The sequence below is a fragment of the Comamonas humi genome (assembly GCF_054782535.1).
Map to the genome: position 1 here is coordinate 398,352 of NZ_BAAGSH010000002.1, position 21,293 is coordinate 419,644.

22 protein-coding genes are annotated in these 21,293 nt (G+C 68.6%); 16 read left to right on the top strand and 6 right to left on the bottom strand.

Going from position 1 to position 21,293, the window contains the following annotated elements; translation table 11 throughout:
- Complete coding sequence (gene otsA / locus ACYVKR_RS02200; protein WP_460479079.1) at positions 1-1,425, top strand: alpha,alpha-trehalose-phosphate synthase (UDP-forming); 1,425 nt, start codon at positions 1-3, stop codon at positions 1,423-1,425.
- A gap of 399 nt (positions 1,426-1,824) precedes the next feature.
- Here the strand turns inward: otsA and ACYVKR_RS02205 are convergent, their stop codons facing one another.
- The gene (locus tag ACYVKR_RS02205; protein WP_460479080.1) at positions 1,825-2,766 is read right to left on the bottom strand and encodes an ROK family protein; all 942 of its coding nucleotides are present in this window, start codon (positions 2,764-2,766) and stop codon (positions 1,825-1,827) included.
- 21 nt (positions 2,767-2,787) lie between these two features.
- Positions 2,788-3,891 carry a class I SAM-dependent methyltransferase gene (locus ACYVKR_RS02210; protein WP_460479081.1) on the bottom strand — a complete coding sequence of 368 codons (1,104 nt, stop codon included), beginning with the start codon at positions 3,889-3,891 and terminating at the stop codon, positions 2,788-2,790.
- A gap of 31 nt (positions 3,892-3,922) precedes the next feature.
- Here ACYVKR_RS02210 and ACYVKR_RS02215 point away from each other — a divergent pair, with 31 nt between their 5' ends.
- From ACYVKR_RS02215 to ACYVKR_RS02245, 7 genes are all read left to right on the top strand, one after another.
- Entirely contained in the window at positions 3,923-4,693 is a 771-nt protein-coding gene (locus tag ACYVKR_RS02215) for an SDR family oxidoreductase (RefSeq protein ID WP_460479082.1), read from the top strand.
- A gap of 25 nt (positions 4,694-4,718) precedes the next feature.
- Positions 4,719-5,093: a dihydroneopterin aldolase gene (locus ACYVKR_RS02220; RefSeq protein ID WP_460479083.1), complete on the top strand. Its 375-nt coding sequence runs from the start codon at positions 4,719-4,721 to the stop codon at positions 5,091-5,093.
- Between the two features lie 4 nt (positions 5,094-5,097).
- Complete coding sequence (gene ttcA / locus ACYVKR_RS02225; protein ID WP_460479084.1) at positions 5,098-6,066, top strand: tRNA 2-thiocytidine(32) synthetase TtcA; 969 nt, start codon at positions 5,098-5,100, stop codon at positions 6,064-6,066.
- A 106-nt stretch (positions 6,067-6,172) separates the two neighbouring features.
- Entirely contained in the window at positions 6,173-6,811 is a 639-nt protein-coding gene (locus ACYVKR_RS02230) for a DUF4136 domain-containing protein (protein ID WP_460479085.1), read from the top strand.
- Between the two features lie 94 nt (positions 6,812-6,905).
- Positions 6,906-7,367, top strand: a complete 462-nt coding sequence (locus tag ACYVKR_RS02235) for a YjjA family protein (protein WP_460479087.1) — start codon at positions 6,906-6,908, stop codon at positions 7,365-7,367.
- 17 nt (positions 7,368-7,384) lie between these two features.
- On the top strand, positions 7,385-8,029 hold the full coding sequence (locus ACYVKR_RS02240) for a histidine phosphatase family protein (RefSeq protein WP_460479088.1): 645 nt from the start codon (positions 7,385-7,387) through the stop codon (positions 8,027-8,029).
- 125 nt (positions 8,030-8,154) lie between these two features.
- Positions 8,155-9,111 (top strand): LysR family transcriptional regulator, encoded by a 957-nt coding sequence (locus tag ACYVKR_RS02245; protein WP_460479090.1) that lies wholly within the window; start codon positions 8,155-8,157, stop codon positions 9,109-9,111.
- Positions 9,112-9,115: 4 nt separating this feature from the next.
- On the opposite strand, the gene ruvB is transcribed toward ACYVKR_RS02245, so the two are convergent.
- The 4 genes from ruvB to ruvA all read right to left on the bottom strand — a co-directional run bounded on the left by ruvB (position 9,116) and on the right by ruvA (position 14,486).
- Positions 9,116-10,204: a Holliday junction branch migration DNA helicase RuvB gene (gene ruvB, locus ACYVKR_RS02250; protein WP_460479091.1), complete on the bottom strand. Its 1,089-nt coding sequence runs from the start codon at positions 10,202-10,204 to the stop codon at positions 9,116-9,118.
- Positions 10,201-12,012, bottom strand: coding sequence for a trypsin-like peptidase domain-containing protein (locus ACYVKR_RS02255; protein WP_460479093.1), 1,812 nt, complete (start codon positions 12,010-12,012; stop codon positions 10,201-10,203). The genes ruvB and ACYVKR_RS02255 overlap by 4 nt, the downstream gene beginning before the upstream one ends.
- Positions 12,013-12,384: 372 nt before the next feature.
- The gene (locus ACYVKR_RS02260; RefSeq protein WP_460479094.1) at positions 12,385-13,872 is read right to left on the bottom strand and encodes a trypsin-like serine peptidase; all 1,488 of its coding nucleotides are present in this window, start codon (positions 13,870-13,872) and stop codon (positions 12,385-12,387) included.
- 41 nt (positions 13,873-13,913) lie between these two features.
- Positions 13,914-14,486 carry a Holliday junction ATP-dependent DNA helicase RuvA gene (gene ruvA, locus ACYVKR_RS02265; RefSeq protein WP_460479095.1) on the bottom strand — a complete coding sequence of 191 codons (573 nt, stop codon included), beginning with the start codon at positions 14,484-14,486 and terminating at the stop codon, positions 13,914-13,916.
- Between the two features lie 80 nt (positions 14,487-14,566).
- Here ruvA and ACYVKR_RS02270 point away from each other — a divergent pair, with 80 nt between their 5' ends.
- The 8 genes from ACYVKR_RS02270 (at position 14,567) to ybeY (ending at position 21,202) form a co-directional block, all read left to right on the top strand.
- Complete coding sequence (locus ACYVKR_RS02270; RefSeq protein ID WP_460479097.1) at positions 14,567-15,514, top strand: PhoH family protein; 948 nt, start codon at positions 14,567-14,569, stop codon at positions 15,512-15,514.
- A 53-nt stretch (positions 15,515-15,567) separates the two neighbouring features.
- Complete coding sequence (nadB, locus tag ACYVKR_RS02275; protein ID WP_460479098.1) at positions 15,568-17,145, top strand: L-aspartate oxidase; 1,578 nt, start codon at positions 15,568-15,570, stop codon at positions 17,143-17,145.
- Positions 17,146-17,165: 20 nt separating this feature from the next.
- Positions 17,166-17,810, top strand: coding sequence for a radical SAM family protein (queE, locus tag ACYVKR_RS02280; protein WP_460479099.1), 645 nt, complete (start codon positions 17,166-17,168; stop codon positions 17,808-17,810).
- A 23-nt stretch (positions 17,811-17,833) separates the two neighbouring features.
- Positions 17,834-18,211, top strand: a complete 378-nt coding sequence (locus ACYVKR_RS02285) for a 6-pyruvoyl trahydropterin synthase family protein (protein WP_460479100.1) — start codon at positions 17,834-17,836, stop codon at positions 18,209-18,211.
- A gap of 39 nt (positions 18,212-18,250) precedes the next feature.
- A complete protein-coding gene (gene panD / locus ACYVKR_RS02290) occupies positions 18,251-18,631 on the top strand; it encodes an aspartate 1-decarboxylase (protein ID WP_460479102.1) in 381 nt (126 codons plus the stop codon).
- Between the two features lie 5 nt (positions 18,632-18,636).
- Positions 18,637-19,485 carry a nicotinate-nucleotide diphosphorylase gene (gene nadC, locus ACYVKR_RS02295; RefSeq protein ID WP_460479103.1) on the top strand — a complete coding sequence of 283 codons (849 nt, stop codon included), beginning with the start codon at positions 18,637-18,639 and terminating at the stop codon, positions 19,483-19,485.
- Positions 19,486-19,599: 114 nt separating this feature from the next.
- Positions 19,600-20,742: a quinolinate synthase gene (gene nadA / locus ACYVKR_RS02300; protein ID WP_460479104.1), complete on the top strand. Its 1,143-nt coding sequence runs from the start codon at positions 19,600-19,602 to the stop codon at positions 20,740-20,742.
- A 1-nt stretch (position 20,743) separates the two neighbouring features.
- The gene (gene ybeY, locus ACYVKR_RS02305) at positions 20,744-21,202 is read left to right on the top strand and encodes an rRNA maturation RNase YbeY (RefSeq protein ID WP_460479105.1); all 459 of its coding nucleotides are present in this window, start codon (positions 20,744-20,746) and stop codon (positions 21,200-21,202) included.
- Positions 21,203-21,293 lie beyond the last annotated feature (91 nt).

Below are 21,293 nucleotides of genomic sequence, written 5' to 3' on the forward strand. Positions count from 1 at the left end.
ATGGGCCGTCTGGTCGTTGTATCGAACCGGCTGGCCGATCCGCGCAAGAGCGCGGCGGGCGGCCTGGCCGTGGCGCTGGGCGATGCGCTGCAGCGCACCGGCGGCCTGTGGTTCGGCTGGAGCGGCACCGTCACCGAGGGCGGCGCCAGCGGCGAAGGCGCGCTGCGCACGCGCCAGGCCGGCAACGTGACGCTGGCCACCGTCGACCTGTGCCGCGAAGACCACGAGAGCTACTACCTCGGCTACGCCAACAGCGTGCTGTGGCCGGTGTTCCACTACCGGCTCGACCTGGCGGATTTCAACGCCAGCTACATCGCCGGCTACCGGCGCGTGAACCAGATGTTCGCGCGCAAGCTGATGCCGCTGCTGCGCGACGACGACATCCTCTGGGTGCACGACTACCACCTGATCCCGCTGGCGGCCGAGCTGCGCGCGCTGGGCTGCCGCCAGCGCATGGGTTTCTTCCTGCACATCCCCGTGCCGCCGCCGCTCATCATGGCCGCCATTCCGCAGCACGACTGGCTGATGCGCTCGTTCTTCGCCTACGACCTGGTGGGCCTGCAGAGCGAGGCCGATGTGTCGCACTTCACGCGCTACCTGGGCAACGAGGCCGGGGCGCAGGAGCTGGGCGCGCCGGAGCCCGGCGGGCAGCGCCTGCGCGCCTTCGGCGCCACGGTGCAGGTGCAGGCCTTTCCCATCGGCATCGACGTGGACGAATTCACGCGCCTGACGCACGCCGCCGAGGCGGTGGAAACCTGCGAGAGCATGCGCAGCGAATACTCGCGCCGCCGCCTGCTGCTGGGCATAGACCGGCTGGATTACTCCAAGGGCATTCCGCAGCGCGTGCGCGCCTTCCGCGAACTGCTGCAGCGCTACCCCGAGAACGAGCGCAGCGCCACGCTGGTGATGATCGCCTCGCCGTCGCGCGACAGCGTGCACGCCTATGCCGACCTGCGCCAGGAGCTGGAAGGCCTGTGCGGCGCCATCAACGGCGACTACGGCGAGCTGGACTGGATGCCTCTGCGCTACATCCACCGCACGGTGGCGCGCAAGCGCGTGCCGGGCCTGTGCCGCGCCGCGGCCGTGGGCCTGGTGACGCCGCTGCGCGACGGCATGAACCTGGTGGCCAAGGAGTTCGTGGTGGCGCAGGACCCGGAGGACCCCGGCGTGCTGGTGCTGTCGCGCTTTGCGGGCGCGGCCGAGCAGCTCAAGGAGGCGCTGCTGGTCAATCCCTACGACACCCAGGGCATGGCCGACAGCATCCAGACCGCGCTGCAGATGCCGCTGGCCGAGCGCCAGCGCCGCCACCAGAAGCTGCTCGCACGCATCCGCGAGCAGGATGTGCACTGGTGGCGCCAGGCGTTCCTGCAGGCGCTGGAACAGGCGGGGGATGATGCGGATCGGGCGCACCTGGCTGGCATTTGAGCCAAATTGGCATTTAGCGCTTATGCAGCAAGCGCAGCTAGCTATCCTTTTTGATAGAAGCCGAGCGCAGCGATGGCCCGGATAGTCTCCCCACCCCTTCTGGCTGCGCCTGTGGCGTGGCGTTTGCGGGGTGGGCATGCGCGTCGGAGCGCGCATGCTTCGTCATCTGACTCGCCGGGGATGTCCGAGCGCAGCGCCTTCGGCGCGGAGTCGAGTTCCACGGCGCACCCCGCAAACGTCACGCCACAGGTTGCCCCAACGCCTTGGCGTTGGGGTCGCAGACAGCAGGGCGCGCTTCTTTTGCCTACTTTTCTTGCGCGAGCAAGAAAAGTAGGTCGGCCGCCGGGCCGAAACCCCGGCCTCTGCCAACCAACACGCCAAAGCGTTGGAAGAGATCCTTTATCCGTGCACCAAGGCCATCGCGGCATAGTCGCCTACCGCCAAACCCAGGCCGGCCGGAACCAGTTGCACGCCGTCGGTCAACGCGGGTAGGTGCCGGGAAACCTCACCCTGCAACCGCGGCAGCAGCAGCCCACGGTTGTGCAGGAAGACCGCCCCACCCAGGCTGATGCGCTGCAGATCAAGCAGCGCCACCAGGTTGTAGAGCATGCGGCCCAGCACGCGGCACAGCTCGTCCACCACGGCCAATGCAGCCTTGTCGCCGCCGCTCGCGGCCTGCATCAGCGCCGCCGCGTCGGCCCAGCCTCGCTCGGCAAAGCGCCGCTGCACCGCGTTGCCGGCCACCAGCGCCTCCACGTCGCCCCAGTTGCCGCAGCCGCACAGCAGGCCCACCGGGTCATCGCTGGCGAAGGTGTGGCCGGCATGGCCGGCGTTGCCGTTCTTGCCGCGCAGGATGCGCCCGTCCACGCACAGGCCCGCGCCCACGCCGGTGCTCCAGGTCACGTAGGCGCAGTGCGGCACGCCCTGCAGCGCGCCCCACAGGCGCTCGGCCTCCAGCGCGGCGACGGCGTCGTTCTCGATACGCAGCTGTGCAAAGCGCTCGGCCAGCGGCGCTTCGAGCGGCACCGAGGTCCAGTCGTTCGGCAGCCCGCGCGCGGGGCCCGCCAGGCCGCCGCAGATGTTGGGGTTGGCCACCTCGATGCGGCCGGCCACATGGAGGAAGGGCCCGCAGGACGACACGCCCGCCTGCGTGACCTGCTCCTCGGCCACGCCCTGGGCAGCGCAGACTTCCTGCACCAGCCGCAGCACCTGCCGGACCAGCGCTCCCCGGTCGCCCGTGGTGGCCGTGGGCTCGGCGCGGCGGCCGATGGGCTGGCCGCCCGCTCCATCCGCCAGGCTGACCGCCACCTTGGTGCCGCCGATATCGATGCATGCCTTCATCCAGTCTCCTGTGCCACCGCGCTAGAGGCGGTGCGTGCGATCTCCCCGTTCGAAACCCAGCGCGGCCCATGGCGCTACGCCCTTGGCGAGCAGGATGGCCTTGAACAGCTCGCCCATCTCCTGCTCCATCATCAGTTTGGCGGCAGCGGCGCGCTCTGTCTGTGGGAGCAGTTCCAGTTTTTGCAACAAGCCGCAATTGATCAGCAGGTGCGCCTGCGTGGTGTAGCCCAGCACGTCGAGGCCCGCATCCTGCGCCGCGACGGCGATGCCGGTGAAGTTGACGTGGGCGGTGATGTCCTTGTGGCCCACCAGCGCCAGCGGGTCGGCGTCCACCTGGTGCAGGTGGTGGCAGACCAGGGTGCCCATGTGGCGCTGCGGGTGGTAGTACTCGGCCTCGCCGAAGCCGTAGTCGACCAGCAGCAGCGCCCCGCGCGCAAGGCGCTCGCCCAGCGTGGCGACGAAGGCCTCGGCCTGCGGGTGGATCTCGGTCAGGTACTCGGCTTCGGGCGGCAGCTCGGGCTCGGCCGGCGGGCGCAGCGCGCTGGGCCGGTCGCTCCAGGCAAAGCCCTCGCCCTGCACCACCACGCCACGCTCGTGCCATTCGCCCGCTTTGCGCACCAGCAGCTTGACCGGCATGGCATCGAGCACCTCGTTGCCCACGACCACGCCCTGCATCTGCGCCGGCAGCTCGGCCACCCAGCGCACCCGGTCGCCAAACGCGGCCAGCCGTGCCTGCTGGCGCGCGCGCAGCGTGCCCGACAGGTCGACGATGGTGTAGCGGCGGCAGGCGTCGCCCAGCGTGGACAGCAGCTGCTCGGCCAGCGCGCCGGAGCCGGCGCCAAACTCCCAGACCTCGTCGGTCTGGGTGCGCTGCAGCGCCTCGGCCACCTGGGCGGCCAGCAGCTGCCCGAAGACGGGCGACAGCTCGGGCGCGGTGACGAAATCGCTGCCCGACGAGGGCATGGCGCCGAATTTGGCGCGCTCGTTGGCGTAGTAGCCCAGGCCCGGCTCGTACAGCGCCAGGCGCATGAACTCGTCGAAGGGCAGCCAGCCGCCGTTGGCGTCAATGGCCTTGGCGATGCGCGCGGCGAGCGCGGTCGTTAAACTATCGGGTTCGGTATTCACCCCCCTATTGTCGCTTTCTCCCGCATTGCCGATGGCTTCCACCACCGCATCTCCCCGCACCGTGCTCGTCACGGGCGCCGCACGGCGCCTGGGCCGGGCCATCGCGCTCGAGCTGGCCCGCCAGGGCTGGCAGGTGGCGGTGCACTACCGGGGTTCTGCGGCGGATGCTATGCAAACCGCAGCTGAATGCGCAGCCCTGTCGGGCGTGAGCGGCCATTTCGATGCCGACTTCCAGGACGAGGCGGCGACGCGCGCGCTGCTGCCCCGGGTGGCGGCGCATTTCGGCGCGGTGGACGCGGTGGTCAACAGCGCCTCGCTGTTCGAGCACGACGGCGTGGCCGACTTCGGCTACGACGCGCTCGCGCGCCACCTGCGCAGCAACACCGGCGCGCCCATCGTGCTGGCGCAGGCCCTGCACCAGCACCTGGAGTCGCGCAACGCCACGGGCGCGGTGGTGAACCTGCTGGACCAGAAGCTGTGGAACATGAACCCGGACTTCGTGAGCTACACGCTCAGCAAGGCCGCGCTCGAGGCCGCGAACACCCTGCTGGCGCAGGCGCTGGCGCCGCGCCTGCGCGTGGTGGGCGTGGCCCCGGGGCTGACGCTGACCAGCGAGTTCCTGAGCGAGGACAAGTTCGCGCAGCTGCACCGCATGAGCCCGCTGGGCCGCTCGTCCACGCCCGAGGACGTGGCATCGGCCGTGCGCTTCGCGCTGGAGAACCCGGCCATCACCGGCACCACGCTGCTGGTGGACGGGGGCCAGCACCTGATGCGGTTCGACCGCGATTTTTCGATGATGTAAGCCCCCTGGGCACAAGAGTACGGCGATGACGACTTTCGACACCGGGTTGCAAACCCTGACGCTGAACGGCCTGCGCTTTGACGCCAACCTCGGCATACTCGCGCACGAGAAGCAGCGGCCCCAGCCCATCCAGGTGGATGCCGAACTGAGCCTGGGCCAGCAGCCGCTGGCCCCGCACGACGATGACATCACGCACGTGCTGGACTACCGCAAGGTGCGCCAGATCATCATCGACGAATGCACGGCCGAACACGTGAACCTGCTCGAGAGCCTGATCGGCAAGCTGGCCCAGCGCCTGCTGCAGCTGCCGGGCGTGCGCGGCGTGCGCGTGAAAATTGCCAAATTAGAAATCTTTGACGACTGCGAAGTGGCCATTCGCATCGAAACCGGACAATGGTGACCCTATGAGCGCCGTACTCAACAACCTGACCCCCAACGCCTGGAACCTGGGCGACGACGAACCCGCGGAAACCGCAGCCGACTCGGGCGCCAAGCGCCTGAAGATCCAGCGCGAGAACCACAAGCTCGAAAAGCGCCTGTGCCGCGAGGTGGCCCGCGCCATCGGCGACTACAACATGATCGAGGACGGCGACAAGGTCATGGTCTGCATGTCGGGCGGCAAGGACAGCTACACCCTGCTCGACATATTGATCAAGCTGCGCCAGCGCGCGCCGATCAAGTTCGACCTGGTGGCCGTCAACCTCGACCAGAAGCAGCCCGGCTTCCCCGAGCACGTGCTGCCCGAGTACCTGCGCAGCACCGGCGTGCCCTTCCACATCGAGAACCAGGACACCTACAGCGTCGTCAAGCGCGTGGTGCCCGAGGGCAAGACCACCTGCGGACTGTGCTCGCGCCTGCGCCGCGCCATCCTCTACCGCGTGGCCGACGAGTTGGGCTGCAACAAGGTGGCGCTGGGCCACCACCGCGACGACATCGTGCAGACGCTGATGCTGAACATGTTCTTCGGCGGCATCATGAAGGCCATGCCGCCCAAGCTGGTCAGCGACGACGGCAAGCACGTGGTGATCCGCCCGCTGGCCTACATCGCCGAGAAGGACACCGAGCGCTGGGCGCAGTACCGCGACTTCCCCATCATCCCCTGCAACCTCTGCGGCAGCCAGGAGAACCTGCAGCGCCAGCAGGTGGGCGAGATGCTGCGCGAGTGGGACCGCAAGTACCCCGGCCGCGTGAACAACATGTTCCACGCGCTGCAGAATGTCATTCCCACCCACCTGGCGGACAACCAGCTGTACGATTTCCAGAACGCCCGCGCCACCGGCATCCCCGACGAGAACGGCGACAAGGCCTTCGACGCCGAGGAGTTCCCCGTCGCGCCCAGCCTGCCGGGCATGCAGATCATCCAGCTGGATTGATCAAAAAACGTAGCTGCTGGCGCTTGCCACACAAGCATTTCAATATCAAAATGATTTGAAATCCTTACACAACAAGCGCCAACAGCTCCTTTAAAAGGAGCATCCCATGCGATCCACCCACCGTACCGCCACCGCGTTGCTGGTCGCGTGCGCCGCCCTGCTGGCCGGCTGCTCCAGCGTGCACACCGTCGAAAGCCGGGTGCAGAGCTACTCCACGCTGCAAGCCCTGCCCGCGCCCGCCACCTACCGGCTGCAGATGCTGCCGTCGCAGCAGGAGCAAGCGGCCGCCTTCGCGCCCATCGAGCGCCAAGCCGAGCAGTCGCTCGCCGGCGTGGGCCTCACGCGCGACGACGCCGCCGGCGCGCTGGTGATGCAGATCGGCGCCCAGGCCCGCTACATTCCCGACAGCTGGCGCTACTACAACTCGCCCTACGCCGGGCCCGGCTGGGGCTGGGGGCTGGGCTACGGCCGCGGCTGGGGCGGCGGCTTCATGATGCGCGACATGGGCCCGTCGCTGCACTACCGCGCCGTGCAGCTCACCATGCGCGACTTCAAGACCCAGCAGGTGGTCTACGAAACCTCGGCCGTCTACGAGGACATCTGGGCGGACGACAACGTCATCTACCGCATGCTGTTCGACTCGGCGCTCAACGGCTTCCCGCAGCCGCCGCAGGGCCCGCGCACCGTGCGCGCCGCCACGCAGGAACCCGCGCCGGCGCCCGCCGCGCCTGCTCCTGCCAAGTGACGCGGCCCCCGCGCGGGGTTTGCAATCGTATACAGTCGCGCGCCCCCTGGCGTGCTAACGTCCCCCGACCTGGACGACGACAAAGGAAGATGCCATGAAGAAACTTGCCCTCTCGCTGCTGCTGGGCGCCACCGTGCTCGGCGCGCAGGCCTCGGGCCTGAGCGACACCCTGCGCGACAAGGCCTCGCAATTCGGCGGTAGCTCGGGCAGCGCCGAAGGCTCGTCGGTGCTCGGCAGCCTCGGCGGCGGCGCCTCCGCGCTGGGCCTGGGTGGCCTCACCGGCTCCGGCACGGCCAGCAACGCCGCCGGCGTGCTCAGCTACTGCATGAAGAACAACTACCTGAACCCCGACAAGGCCGCGCAGATGAAGGACCAGCTGCTCGGCAAGATCGGCATGGGCCCCAAGGAAGAGCCCAAGGACGCCGGCTACCAGAACGGCCTGGGCGGCCTGGTCACCGGCTCGAACGGGCAGAGCTTCAGCCTCGACAAGGTCAAGAGCAGCCTCAAGGAAAAGGCCTGCGACCTGGTGCTCGACAACGCCAAGTCCCTGCTCTGAACCTGCGCCTCAGCGCCATGCAGTCGCCCACCCGCATCATCGCCATACGGCATGGCGAAACCGCCTGGAACGTCGATGGCCGCATCCAGGGCCACACCGACATTCCGCTGAACGCCAAAGGCGAATGGCAGGCCGGCCAGGTGGCCGCGGCCCTGGCCGATGAGCCGTTGGCCGCCATCTACAGCAGTGACCTGAGCCGCGCCTGGGTGACGGCCCAGGCCATCGCCGCCAGCAACCGGGCGCCGCTCACCGCCGAGCCCGCGCTGCGCGAACGCAGCTTCGGCATCTTCGAGGGCCGCAGCTTTGCCGACATCGCGGTCAGCCACCCCGACGACGCCACGCGCTGGCGCCAGCGCGACCCGGACTACACGCCGCCCGAAGGCGAATCGCTGCAGACATTGCAACAACGTGCATCGGCCGCCGTCGACCGCCTGGCCGTACGCCATCCGGGCCAGCAGATCGCGCTGGTGGCCCATGGCGGCCTGCTCGACATGCTCTACCGGCTGGCCACGCGCCAGCCGCTGCAGGCCCCGCGCACCTGGGCCTTGGGCAATGCCGCCATCAACCGCCTGTTGTGGACGCCCGACACCGGATTGACCCTGGTGGGCTGGGCGGATGCCCGCCACCTCGAAGCGCCCGGCCTCGACGAACAGGCCGCCTGAAGCGGCCCTTTTTCGACCATCAAGAATTGTCAGAGGCCCTGAAATCTCTCATCAATAGCTTTACACAATTAGCTATTCAACTATGATGATAAAAATACATATCACGTAACCTCCGTGGCTCGCCCATGAAAAAGCAAGCGCCCTCCGACATCACACCCCCAACCGCGTCCGCACAGCAGCCACCCACGCCCACCTTGCGGCAACTGGCCTGCTTCAAGGAAGTCGCGGCGCATCGCAGCTTCAGCCGTGCAGCGGTGGCCCTGGCCATGAGCCAGCCGGCGCTGTCCTCGGCGATCCGGGAGCTGGAATCGGTGATGGGCGCGACGCTGTTCGACCGCAGCACCCACCATGTGCGTCTGAGCCCCGCCGGCGAAGCCATCCGCACTCAAGTAGAGTGGATGCTGAACAACTACCAGCAGGGCGTGCAGGACCTGCAGCAGCTGCTGAAGTACCAGACCGACACGCTGCGCATCGCTTGCATTCCCTCGTCAGCCCACCTGGCCGCCCCCTGGATCGCCCAATGGCAGGAAGAGCACCCCATGGTGCTGCTGCACTGGAGCGACATGAACAACGAGGCCATGGTCGCCGCCACGCAAAGCGGCGAGATCGACATCGGCCTGGGCCTGGACTTCACCGTGCCCTCGTCGCTGGAAACGCATTTCGTGGCCGAGGACGACATCATCGCCGTGGTGCCCGCCGGCCACCCGCTGGCGCAGCGCAGCGCGCTGCAGTGGTCCGACCTGCGCAGCGAGCCGCTGGCCATGCTGTCGCACGGCAGCACCCACCAGATGATCTCGCACATGCTCGAGCAACAGGGCGTGGGCCTGATGCAGATGGAAACCGTGGCGTACACCGAGTCGCTCTACGCCATGGTGCGCAGCGGCCTGCGCATTGGCCTGCTCTCGCGCCTGTATGCCCAGAGCCACCGCCCGGAAGGCGTGGTCACGCTGGCGCTGCGCTCGCCGCAGCTGTCACGGCGCATCTGCCTGATGACGCGCAAGTCCACCGGGCGCCGCGCCGTCATCCAGGACGGCTGGGACTACCTCTGCGCCCACATGGGCGCCACGGCGCTGAAGCACTGATCGGCTACAGCAACTCTGGCTGGCCAGCGCCCCCATTGCCACCGCGTTCACCGACCGTCAGCCCCAGGTGGCGATAAGCGGCCTGCGTGGCCACCCGCCCGCGCGGCGTGCGCTGCAGGAAGCCCTGCTGGATCAGATAAGGCTCGATCACGTCCTCGATCGTGCCCGGCTCCTCGCCGATGCTGGCGGCGATGTTGTCCAGTCCCACCGGCCCGCCGTCGAAGCGGTGCACCACCGCCTCCAGAAGCTTGCGGTCCATCACGTCGAAGCCCTGCGGGTCCACGTCCAGCATCGCCAACGCGCGGCTGGCCATGTCCAGCGTGATGCGCCCGTTTCCCTTGACGTCGGCATAGTCGCGCACGCGCCGCAGCAGCCGGTTGGCGATGCGCGGCGTGCCGCGCGAGCGGCGCGCGATCTCGAAGCCGCCTTCCTCGTCGATGGGCGTGTTCAGCAGGCCGGCGCTGCGCATCACGATGCGCGCCAGCTCCTGGGGCGTGTAGAACTCCAGCCGCGCGACGATGCCGAAGCGGTCGCGCAGCGGGTTGGTGAGCATGCCCGCGCGGGTCGTCGCGCCCACCAGCGTGAAGGGCTGCAGGTCGAGCTTGATGCTGCGCGCCGCGGGGCCCTCGCCGATCATGATGTCGATCTGGTAGTCCTCCAGCGCCGGGTAGAGGATCTCTTCGACCACCGGCGACAGGCGGTGGATCTCGTCGATGAAGAGCACATCGTTGCGCTCCAGGTTGGTCAGCAGCGCCGCTAGGTCCTTGGGTTTCTCGAGCACCGGCCCGCTGGTCTGGCGCAGGTTCACGCCCAACTCGGCGGCGATGATGTGGCTCAGCGTGGTCTTGCCCAGGCCCGGCGGGCCGAACAGCAGCACATGGTCCAGCGCCTCGCCGCGCTTCTTCGCCGCGCCGATGAAGATCTCGAGCTGCTCGCGCGCCTTGGCCTGACCCACGTATTCATCGAGCAGCTTGGGGCGCAGCGCGCGCTCCAGCGCCTCCTCCTGCGCGGACATGGGATTCGGGGCGATGACGCGTTGGTCGGAGGGGCGGGGAGCAGCAGGAACGTCGAAGTGGTCGGTGTGGATCGTCATGGCGGGAAGGCAGGCGCAGGCCACACATAATACGCGACGCCGTTGTACTCGAAACCGCCCCCCGGCCTCTGCAGCCAGTCGCGCTCGGTGGCATTGAGCGTGTAGTAACTCACGCCTTTGCCGTGGTCATACAGGCGGAATACCTCGGCCGTGTCAGCGAGCGCCGAAGCCGGCACATACCAGGCAATGCGCTCATAGCGCCAGCCGGCGCCCGCACTCTCCAGAGAGGCCTTCTCGTCCGCACTGGCCGTGTAGAAGTGAGCCACCTTGTCGGGATGGAAAAAGCGGTACACCGGCACCAGCCCGCTGGCCGGAACCGCACTGGCATAGAACGCTACCCCCTGGTACTCCAGCACACCTTGCAGCACCTCGATCACGAAATCGCGCTCGCTGGATTCGATGGTGAAGAAATTGGCGCCCGACATCGGCAGGTAGAACTGGTACACCGGCATCCGCGTCGGCACCGCCAGGCTCACGGCCGTGCTTGCCAGGGCCACCGTCTCGCCCTCCAGCCACGCGGCAAAGGTGGTCTGCAGCGCGCGGTCCAGCCGGCCGTAGAGGACGCGCACCCCCCCCATGGGGCAGAAGAAGTCGCCTCCGGTCAAGGTCCCTACCACGCTGTCGCCATGGAACACGGGAGAGCCGCTGCTCCCCGGCTCGATGCTTCCGCTCTCCATCTCGGCCCGGTAGAACCCACCGTCCGCCGCGCCCGGCTGGCAGGCAACGCCGCTGGGAGGTCCATAGGACACCGAGCATTGCGCCGTCTCCAGCAAGGCCATGGTATTGACCTTGAGCAAGGTCCCGCGCGGATGGTGCAGGCCCACCAGCTCCGAGCCGGCCGGCACCGCCGCGCGCTCCCAGCCGGCAAACACGGCACCGACGGGGGGGGCGTCATGCAGCCGCAGCAGCGTCATGTCGCTTTCAGCGCTCGTGGCCAGCCAGTCTGCGCCGTTGTAGGTCGAGGTGCTGGCTGGATTCAGCACCATGCTGTCGCAGGACTGTGCCTGGTAGAACCAGGACATCTGCAAGGTGGAGGCCACCGCCTGGTCATGGACGCAGTGTCCCGCCGTCAGCACATAGGGTGTCCAGTCCTGCCGGGCGTTGTTGACCAGCACACCCGTGCACCCATAGGTATTGCCATCGATCACAAAGGCCATCCGCACCACGGCGTTGCGCACCCGGGGAACCCGGTCGGAGCACATGGCGTCCTGTACGCATTCGGTGGATTGCGATTTCGCCAGGCCCCAGGTCGTGTCCGATGCCGCGGGGTCTGGAGAGGCATCGCGGACGATGTGCGAGAGGCTGGGAACGGCCATGCGCAGTGCCTCGGGCGGCACGCCCGGCGGCAGCACCCATTGCAGCTCGACCGCATCGCCCCCGGCATCCGGGCTCCACCAGACTCCGGTACCGGCGGCTGCGGCCAACACCGTGGCGCCGTCAGCCTCGTAAGTCGGCTCCTGCGCCTGGGCAGCAAACACGCGCACCAGCGCCTTGGCCGGCATGGCCTCGATGCGCACCCCCAGACGGAGGCCATGGGCCTGCGCCGAAGCGAACCGCAAGGCCGCGGACCAGCGCCCGTCCGGCAGCCGGACCCACGGCAACAGCGCTTGCGTGCGCGCCACATCGGCCGTTTCCGGCACGCCCCGCGCCACGCCCAACAGCTCCACGCCAGCAGGTGCATCTGCTGGCCCGGCTGCTTCCTGCTGCTTCAGGGACCACAGCGAAACCGAAGCCGGCGGCACCCGCTGCACCGCGGTAGACGGCGGCACGCCAGCGCCGTCCGCACCCGGCATGGTGAGCGCGCCCAATCGCGAAGCCGCTCCGGCTGGGGCTGCCCACAGGGTCAGCGCCAGTGCGAGCCAGACCAGGCCGCACCAAGAGAACCCGGCGTCGCGAACGACACCGCCCCTTGCCCTTCGAGGTATCCATGGAACATATCGCATCGTCGTCTCCTTTGCGATATGCCGACTCCCGGCCCCCTCCCCTGTCTGTCTGCAGGTCGTCAGCGCTACGAACACAAGCAGAAACCACGAGCCGCGCCACGCGCAGCGGCACAGGCTCGTCGATAGGGTAGTCCCATCGCAGCCGCCGTGCAAGTGCGCAAAACCAATGGCAGCTGACCATGAAAAAAAGCCCGGGGCATCCGCCCCGGGCTTTTGGCCGATAGGTGTCTGGGCGTGTTACTGCGCCAACCAGTCCTTCAGCTTGTTGTTGAAGGCATGGTCGAAGCGGCCATAGGCATCGATGCCGCCGTTCGCCACGCCGCCCGCCGTGCAAGCGCTGCTGCCACCCGTCAAGGTGCCGACCACGCGGCCGCCGGTGAAGATGGCCGAGCCGCTGCTGCCGCCCTCGGTCACGCCCTTGCTCCACTTCACCACATAGAAGTCGCTCTGGGAATCGCCCGCGCTGCAGGAGATGCCTTCGCCGCCCACGTTGCACTTGGCATAGCTCTGGATCGGGCCTTCGCTGTACTTCAGCAGATCGCCCACCGGATGGTGCAGGCCGTAGGTGCCCGTGCCCTGGCCGGTGGAACTGCGGGCATCCCAGCCGGCCAGCGTCACGCCGACAGGAGGCATTTCATTCAGGCGCATCAGCGTGGTGTCGGTCACCGAGGTGGCATACAGCAGCGTGGCGCCCTGCTGGCGCGTGGCGGCCAGGGGATTGCGCGCAGCGCTGTTGCAGCTGGCCGAACGGAAGAACCAGTCCGTGCGCAGCGACGTGGCCGAGGCCTGCGTCGAGATGCAGTGGTTGGCCGACAGGAAGTACGGCGCGTAGTCCTTCTTGGTGTTGTTCAGCAGCGTGCCGGTGCAGTAGAACGAGCCACCGTTCGCGCCCACGAAGGTCATGCGCGCCACGGCATTGCGCTCGGTGTTGTACTGGTCGGCGCAGCTGGCGTCCAGCTCGCACCTGCCGGAATCGCCCACGTTCTTGGCGGCGAAGCCGTCCTGCAGGTCGGACTCGAGCGGCAGCGCCAGGTTCACATAGGTGTGCGACAGCGTCGGGATGGCGATCTGCACCTGCGCCGGCGACACGCCCGCGGGCAGGGCGATCTCCAACGTCACCTCGTCGGCCTCCAGGTCGGGCGACCACCAGGTGCGGGCCGCCTGGCTGTCGCCATCGGCGGCCACGTTGCGAGCCAGGGCCTCGTTGATGGCCTGGCCCGTGGTCTGGAAGCCGGTCTGGCTGCGGTCCTGGCGGTACAGGCGGATCTGCGCCGCATCGGGCAGGCTGGTCACTACCACGCCCAGGCGCACGCCGTAGGCGCCGGACGAGGTGATGCTGAGCGCCGCCACCTGGCCGCCGCCGGGCGCCTGGGTCCACTGCAGGGTCTGCGAGGTGCCGCCCGCCGTCTGCGTGGCGGGCACCGAGCGCGGCGCGCCGATCTGCATCGGCATGCCTGGCAGCGAGACCGGTGCCTGCTTGGCCTCGCTCCACTCCGGCAGCACCAGCGTGGCGGCCGCGGGCCGGACGGCCTCGGACAGCGCTGCAGTGCTCTTGATGGCCGACGCGGGCAAGACCACCGAATCCAGCACATAGGTCGTCGGGCCGACAGGGGGAGTGCCGTTGTCCCCATCGTCGGAGCCGCCGCCGCAGGCTGCCAGCACGGCCGCCGCTGCCGCCACCGCGCACCAGGTGCCGAGGCGCTTGTTCTGTGTCCACCAGTTCATGTCTTGCTCTCCATCAAGGTTACTGCTGAGATAGCCGCTCGTTATTTTGCCAGTGCTTTCAGGGCTTGCTTGATGCCGTCGGCCACGCCGATGTCGGCCGGCAGCGCCTTCAGCGCCGCGCCGGCGTCCTTGTCGCTATAGCCCAGGGCCACCAGCGCCTGCAGGATATCCGCCTGCGCGTCGCTCACCGCCACGGCCTTGGCCCCCATGTCGGCGCCGAGCTTGCCCTTGAGCTCCAGCAGCAGGCGCTCGGCCGTCTTCTTGCCGATGCCGGGCACCTTCACCAGGCGGCCGGCCTCCTGCAGCGACACGGCCTGTGCCAGATCACCCACGCCCATGCCGCTCAGGATGGACAGCGCCGTGCGCGGCCCCACCCCGGAAATCTTGATCAGCTCGCGGAAAGTCTGCCGCTCCGACGCCGAGCCAAAGCCATACAGCAGCTGCGCATCCTCGCGCACGATGAACTGGGTGAGCAGCGTCACCGGGTCGCCCACCGACGGCAGGTTATAGAAAGTGCTCATCGGCACCTGAACTTCATAGCCCACGCCCTGGCAATCCACCAGCACTTCGGGGGGATTTTTCTCGACCAGGGTTCCGCTCAAACGGCCTATCATTGTTGACTTTCCTGTAAATTCGTCGCCCCCGCAACGGAGGCATCCGCCGCACAGCATACCGATTTTTGGATGAAACCCGCGTGATTCTGCGCCATACCTTCACTCCGCACGACAACAACCGCCTGAGCCATCTGTGCGGCCCGGCCGATGCCCACCTGCGGCAGATCGAATCCCATCTCGAGGTCAAGATCGCCCATCGCCACGAGCAGTTCAAGATCGACGGCCCCAAGGCCAAGGCGAACGAGGCGCTGGAACTGCTGCAGGCGCTGTACGAGATGGCGGACGATCCGGTCAGCGACGAACACATCCAGCTCATGCTGGCCGGCGACAGCGCCATGCTGGAGGCGGCCGGCGAGGCCGTGGTGCTCAACACCCGCCGCGGCGACCTGCGCGCACGCACGCCCAACCAGGCGCTGTACCTGGACAACATCGCCACGCACGACATCACCTTCGGCATCGGCCCGGCCGGCACCGGCAAGACCTACCTCGCCGTGGCCTGCGCGGTGGACGCGCTCGAGCGCGGCAGCGTGCAGCGCATCGTGCTCACGCGCCCGGCAGTGGAAGCCGGCGAGCGCCTGGGCTTCCTGCCCGGCGACCTGTCGCAAAAGGTGGACCCGTACCTGCGCCCGCTGTACGACGCGCTCTACGACCTGATGGGCTTCGACAAGGTGCAGAAGGCCTTCGAACGCAACGCCATCGAGATCGCGCCGCTGGCCTTCATGCGCGGGCGCACGCTGAACAACGCCTTCATCATCCTCGACGAGGCGCAGAACACCACGCCCGAGCAGATGAAGATGTTCCTCACCCGCATCGGCTTCGGCGCCAAGGCCGTGGTCACCGGCGACGTGAGCCAGATCGACCTGCCCAAGGGCGCGATGAGCGGCCTGATCGATGCCGAGCACGTCCTGAAGCGCGTCAACGGCATCGCCGTGAGCCGCTTTGCCAGCGTCGACGTGGTGCGCCACCCGCTGGTCGCGCGCATCGTCGATGCCTACGACGCGCAGCGGCGCAGCGGCAACGGCCGCTGACCCGCCCACCACCGCGCCTTCGCACTTTCCATAAATATCCATAACCCACTCCCATGCGATCGCACGATTTCGACGTTCTCATCGTGGGCAGCGGCCTCGCGGGCCTGTCCGCGGCGCTGCAGCTCGCCCCCACGCACCGCGTGGCTGTCCTCACCAAACGCGGCGTAGGCGACGGCGCCAGCGGCTGGGCCCAGGGCGGCATCGCCGCCGTGCTGGCCGAGGGCGACAGCTTCGACGACCATGTGCAAGACACCCTGGTCGCCGGCGCCGGCCTGTGCGACCTGGCCGCCACGCGCTTCGTGGTCGAGAACGCGCCCGACGCCATCCGCTGGCTGCAGGGCCTGGGCGTGCCGTTCTCGCTGGAAGACGGCGAGCTGCACCTCACGCGCGAAGGCGGCCACAGCGCCCGGCGCATCGTGCATGCCACCGACGCCACCGGCGCGGCCGTGCAGCGCACGCTGATAGACACCGTGCGCGCCACGCCCGGCATCACCCTCTTCGAGCAGCACACACTGGTGGACCTGATCACCGCGCGCAAGATCGGCAGCGGCCCGCAGCGCTGCCTGGGCCTGTATGCGCTGGACGAAGCCACGGACGAGGTCATCACGCTGCGTGCGCCGCACACCATCCTGGCCACCGGCGGCGCGGGCAAGGTCTACCTCTACACCACCAACCCCGACACCGCCACCGGCGACGGCATCGCCGCCGCGTGGCGCGCGGGCTGCCGCGTGGCGAACCTGGAGTTCATCCAGTTCCACCCCACCTGCCTGTACCACCCCGAGGCCAAGAGCTTCCTCATCAGCGAGGCCGTGCGCGGCGAGGGCGGGCAGCTCAAGCTGCCCGACAGCACGCGCTTCATGCCCCGGCACGACGAGCGCGCCGAGCTGGCGCCGCGCGACGTGGTGGCCCGCGCCATCGACTTCGAGATGAAGAAGCACGGCCTGGACTGCGTGCACCTCGACATCTCGCACCAGAGCCCCGAGTTCCTGCGCGAGCACTTCCCCAACATCCTGGCGCGCTGCGCAGACCTCGGCATCGACATCACCCGCGAGCCCATTCCCGTGGTGCCGGCCGCGCACTACACCTGCGGCGGCGTGCTGACCGACCTGGCCGGCCGCACCGACGTGCCCGGCCTCTACGCCATCGGCGAGACCGCCTGCACCGGCCTGCACGGCGCCAACCGCCTGGCCAGCAACTCGCTGCTCGAATGCATGGTGTTCGCGCGCGCCGCGGCCGCCCACATCGCGGCGGACCAGCCGGCCGCCCTGCCCGAGCTGCCGCGCTGGGACGACAGCCGCGTGACCGATGCCGACGAGTGCGTCGTCATCTCGCACAACTGGGACGAGCTGCGCCGCTTCATGTGGGACTACGTGGGCATCGTGCGCACCGACAAGCGGCTGGAGCGCGCCGCGCACCGCATCGCGCTGCTGCAAAGCGAGATCGCCGAGTTCTACGCCCACTTCCAGGTCAGCCGCGACCTGCTGGAGCTGCGCAACCTGGTGCAGGTGGCCGAGCTGATCGTGAAGAGCGCGCAGCTGCGCCGCGAAAGCCGCGGCCTGCACTACAGCCGCGACTGGCCCGCGCTGGCCGCGCCCGCCGCGCCCACCATCCTGGTGCCGCCGGCCCGCTGACCGACTGGGGGACCGCCGCCATGTACAGCGTCAAGGAAATCTTCTACACCCTGCAGGGCGAAGGCGGCCAGGCGGGCATGCCGGCGGTGTTCTGCCGCTTTGCCGGCTGCAACCTCTGGAGCGGCCGCGAGCAGGACCGCGCCAGCGCCATCTGCCAGTTCTGCGACACCGACTTCGTCGGCACCGACGGCACGCTGGGCGGCAAGTTCGCCCAGGCCGCCGCGCTGGCCGACCGCATCGCCGCGCAGTGGCCCGCCGAAGACCCGGCCGATGCCGGCCGCCGCCTCGTCGTCATCACCGGCGGCGAGCCGCTGCTGCAGCTCGACGGGCCGCTGATCGACGCGCTGCACGCGCGGCATTTCCGCATCGCCGTCGAGACCAACGGCAGCCTGGCCGCGCCGCCGGGCATCGACTGGCTGTGCGTCAGCCCCAAGGCCGGCGCGCCCTGGGTGCAGCAGCGCGGCCAGGAGTTGAAGCTGGTCTGGCCCCAGCCCGGCTTCGACCTGGCCACCATGGCCGCCACCGGCGAGTTCACGCACCGCTTCCTGCAGCCCATGGACGGGCCGCGGCAGGCCGAGAACATCGCCACCTGCATCGAGGCCTGCATGCGCCACCCCGCCTGGCGATTGAGCCTGCAGACCCACAAGATCAGCGGCATCCGCTGACCGCCCGCCCCTTCGATACGACCATGCTGTTCACCATCTCCCAACGCTTCTTCTTCGACGCCGCCCACACCCTGCGCCGCGAGATCGAGGCGGAAGGCAGCCGCCGCGTGCACGGCCACACCTACCACGCCGAAGTGTTCCTCGCCGGCCCGCGCGACCCGGCCACCGGCATGGTGCTCGACCTGGGCCTGCTGCGCCAGGCGCTGGCCGAGGTGCGCGAGCGCCTGGACCACCACATGCTCGACGAGGTGCCCGGCCTGGGCGTGCCCACGCTGGAGAACCTGTGCCTGTTCATCGCCGAGGCCCTGCCCGCGCCGCTGCGCGAGCGCGCCACGCGCGTGCATGTCTGGCGCGAGGCGCTGGGCGACTCCTGCATGCTCGACTGCGCGCCGGCCCCCTGATTTCCTTTTTTTCAATCTCCAACCAAGCTCTCCACCACCATGTTCCGCACCCTGCTCAAATCCAAGATCCACCGCGTCAAGACCACGCAATGCGAGCTGCACTACGAAGGCTCGTGCGCCATCGACGAAGACCTGCTGGATGCCGCCAACATCGCCGAGAACGAACAAGTCCACATCTGGAACATCGACAACGGCGAGCGCTTTGTCACCTACGCCATCAAGGGCCAGCGCGGCAGCGGCATGATCTCGGTCAACGGCTCGGCCGCGCGCCGCGCCGCCGTGGGCGACCTGCTCATCATCGCGGCCTTCGCCCAGGTGCATGAAGAGCATGTGGCCGGCCACCAGCCGCAGCTGGTGTTCGTCGACGACAACAACCGCCAGACCGAGCTGCGCCACAAGGTGCCGACGCAGCAGCTGTGACCGCCATGAACATGGATTTCGTTGCCCAAGATGTGGCCCGCGCGCTGCAGGAAGACGTGGGCGCCGGCGACCTGACCGCCGGCCTGATTGACCCCGCCCGCCGCGCCCGCGCGCGCGTGCTGGCCCGCGAAGCCGCCGTCATCTGCGGCGCCCCCTGGGCCGAAGCCGCGCTGCGCGCGCTCGACCCCGAGGTGCAGATCACCTGGCGCGTGGCCGAGGGCCAGCGCTGCGCACCCGACCAGGTGGTGCTCGAGATGGAAGGCAATGCCCGCGCGCTGCTGTCCGCCGAGCGCACCGCCATCAACTTTCTGCAGCTGCTGTCGGCCGTGGCGACCAAGACGCGCACCTACGTCGATGCGATCGAGGGCACCCAGGCGCGCATCGTCGACACGCGCAAGACCCTGCCCGGCCTGCGCCTGGCGCAGAAATACGCCGTGGCCACCGGCGGCGGCACCAACCACCGCATCGGCCTGCACGACGCCGTGCTCATCAAGGAGAACCACATCGCCGCGGCCGGCGGCGTGACGGCCGTGCTGCGCACCGCGCAGGCCGTGGCCGCGCAAGCCGCCTTCATCGAGATCGAGGTGGAGACGCTGGCGCAGCTGGCCGAGGCGCTGGACGCCGGCGCCAAGATGGTGCTGCTCGACAACATGCCACTGCCCATGCTGCGCGAGGCCGTGGCCATCAACGCCGCGCATGCGGGCGGCGGCGCGATCCTGGAGATCTCCGGCGGCGTCACGCTCGAAGGCCTGCGCGCGCTGGCTGAGACCGGCGTGGACCGCATCTCCATCGGCACGCTGACCAAGGACGTGAAGGCCACCGACTTCTCGATGCGCCTGCAGGAAATCGCCTAGAGAGACAACAAAACCATAGCTGCTGACGCTTATCACCAGCCGATTTCAGCATCAAAGATATTTGAAATCCTTTGGCAACAAGCGCTAGCAGCTCTCATTTTTGCAAGAACCACGATGACCACCGCCACCCTCAAGGACGTGGAATACGAGCAGCCCCTGCTCTATGCCACCGACGCCGCCGGCACCGACAACGCCGTCTGCTCCACCAAGCACGCCTGGGCCCGCGTGCCGCCCGAGCCCTCGGCCACCGAGCGCGCCGCGCTCAAGGACCGCATCCGCCGGCTGCTGAAGGAAAAGAACGCCGTGCTGGTGTCGCACTACTACGTGCACCCCGACCTGCAGGACCTGGCAGAAGAAACCGGCGGCCTGGTCAGCGACTCGCTGGAGATGGCGCGCTTCGGCCGCGACCACGCGGCGCAGACCCTGGTGGTCTCGGGCGTGCGCTTCATGGGCGAGACGGCCAAGATCCTCAGCCCCGAGAAGACCGTGCTCATGCCCGACCTGGACGCCACCTGCTCGCTCGACCTGGGCTGCCCGGTGGACGAGTTCAGCGCCTTCTGCGACCAGCACCCGGACCGCACCGTCGTCGTCTACGCCAACACCAGCGCGCCGGTCAAGGCCCGCGCCGACTGGCTCGTCACCTCGGGCTGCGCACTCGACGTGGTGCAGGCGCTGAAGGACGCGGGCCAGAAGATCCTCTGGGCGCCCGACCGGCACCTGGGCCACTACATCCAGCAGCAGACCGGCGCCGACATGGTGTTCTGGAACGGCGCCTGCATCGTGCACGACGAGTTCAAGGCCGTGGAGCTGGAGCTGCTCAAGGCCCAGCACCCGCAGGCCAAGATCCTGGTCCACCCCGAGAGCCCGCCCGAAGTGGTGGCGCTGGCCGATGCCGTGGGCTCGACCTCGGCCATCCTCAAGGCCGCGCGCGAGATGGACGCGCAGGAATTCATCGTCGCCACCGACAACGGCATGATGCACAAGCTGCGCACGCTCAACCCCGGCAAGATCTTTTACGAGGCGCCCACCGCCGGCAACAGCGCCACCTGCAAGAGCTGCGCGCACTGCCCCTGGATGGCGATGAACGGCCTGGCCGACGTGGCCCGCGTGCTGGAGACCGGCGCCAACGCCATCCACGTGGACCCGGCGCTGATCCCGCGCGCGCGCCTGCCCATCGACCGCATGCTCGCCTTCACCGCCGCGCTCAAGAACGGCCAACCCACCGGCGCCCTGGTGCCGCACCTCGGAGCAGCCTGACATGGCCCTGAACCAACTCACGCTGTCCCTGCAGTTCGGCCGCTTCGACGAGGCGGCCGAGCACCGCGCCGTGCTACCCCGCAGCAAGGTCACGCGCTGGATCCGCCACGCGCTGGCCGTCGATGGCGAAATCACCGTGCGCATCGTCGACGCCGCCGAAGGCCAGCAGCTCAACCGCGAGTACCGGCACAAGGACTACGCCACCAACGTGCTCACCTTCGACTACCAGCAGGAACCCACCGTGCTGGCCGACCTGGTGCTGTGCGCGCCGGTGGTGGCACGCGAGGCGCAGGAGCAGAACAAGTCGCTCGAAGAGCACTACGCCCACCTGCTGGTGCACGGCACGCTGCACGCCCAGGGCTGGGACCACGAGACCAGCGAGCAGGACGCCGAGGAGATGGAGGAATACGAGACCGCCATCATGCAGGAGCTGGGCTTCGAAGACCCCTACGCCAAGTAGCAGGCCCGGGCCGCCATCACGGCAGCTGTGACTTCTGTGCGACCAATCCAGGCTTGCGCAAAAGAATTGCAGCACTAAGATCGGTTGACTC

Coding starts and splice junctions, on each gene's coding strand:
- otsA (WP_460479079.1), top strand. CDS start 1: ATGGGCCGTCTGGTCGTTGTATCGAACCGGCTGGCCGATCCGCGCAAG.
- ACYVKR_RS02205 (WP_460479080.1), bottom strand. CDS start 2,766: ATGAAGGCATGCATCGATATCGGCGGCACCAAGGTGGCGGTCAGCCTG.
- ACYVKR_RS02215 (WP_460479082.1), top strand. CDS start 3,923: ATGGCTTCCACCACCGCATCTCCCCGCACCGTGCTCGTCACGGGCGCC.
- ACYVKR_RS02220 (WP_460479083.1), top strand. CDS start 4,719: ATGACGACTTTCGACACCGGGTTGCAAACCCTGACGCTGAACGGCCTG.
- ttcA (WP_460479084.1), top strand. CDS start 5,098: ATGAGCGCCGTACTCAACAACCTGACCCCCAACGCCTGGAACCTGGGC.
- ACYVKR_RS02230 (WP_460479085.1), top strand. CDS start 6,173: ATGCGATCCACCCACCGTACCGCCACCGCGTTGCTGGTCGCGTGCGCC.
- ACYVKR_RS02235 (WP_460479087.1), top strand. CDS start 6,906: ATGAAGAAACTTGCCCTCTCGCTGCTGCTGGGCGCCACCGTGCTCGGC.
- ACYVKR_RS02240 (WP_460479088.1), top strand. CDS start 7,385: ATGCAGTCGCCCACCCGCATCATCGCCATACGGCATGGCGAAACCGCC.
- ACYVKR_RS02245 (WP_460479090.1), top strand. CDS start 8,155: ATGAAAAAGCAAGCGCCCTCCGACATCACACCCCCAACCGCGTCCGCA.
- ruvB (WP_460479091.1), bottom strand. CDS start 10,204: ATGACGATCCACACCGACCACTTCGACGTTCCTGCTGCTCCCCGCCCC.
- ACYVKR_RS02260 (WP_460479094.1), bottom strand. CDS start 13,872: ATGAACTGGTGGACACAGAACAAGCGCCTCGGCACCTGGTGCGCGGTG.
- ruvA (WP_460479095.1), bottom strand. CDS start 14,486: ATGATAGGCCGTTTGAGCGGAACCCTGGTCGAGAAAAATCCCCCCGAA.
- nadB (WP_460479098.1), top strand. CDS start 15,568: ATGCGATCGCACGATTTCGACGTTCTCATCGTGGGCAGCGGCCTCGCG.
- queE (WP_460479099.1), top strand. CDS start 17,166: ATGTACAGCGTCAAGGAAATCTTCTACACCCTGCAGGGCGAAGGCGGC.
- ACYVKR_RS02285 (WP_460479100.1), top strand. CDS start 17,834: ATGCTGTTCACCATCTCCCAACGCTTCTTCTTCGACGCCGCCCACACC.
- panD (WP_460479102.1), top strand. CDS start 18,251: ATGTTCCGCACCCTGCTCAAATCCAAGATCCACCGCGTCAAGACCACG.
- nadC (WP_460479103.1), top strand. CDS start 18,637: ATGAACATGGATTTCGTTGCCCAAGATGTGGCCCGCGCGCTGCAGGAA.
- nadA (WP_460479104.1), top strand. CDS start 19,600: ATGACCACCGCCACCCTCAAGGACGTGGAATACGAGCAGCCCCTGCTC.
- ybeY (WP_460479105.1), top strand. CDS start 20,744: ATGGCCCTGAACCAACTCACGCTGTCCCTGCAGTTCGGCCGCTTCGAC.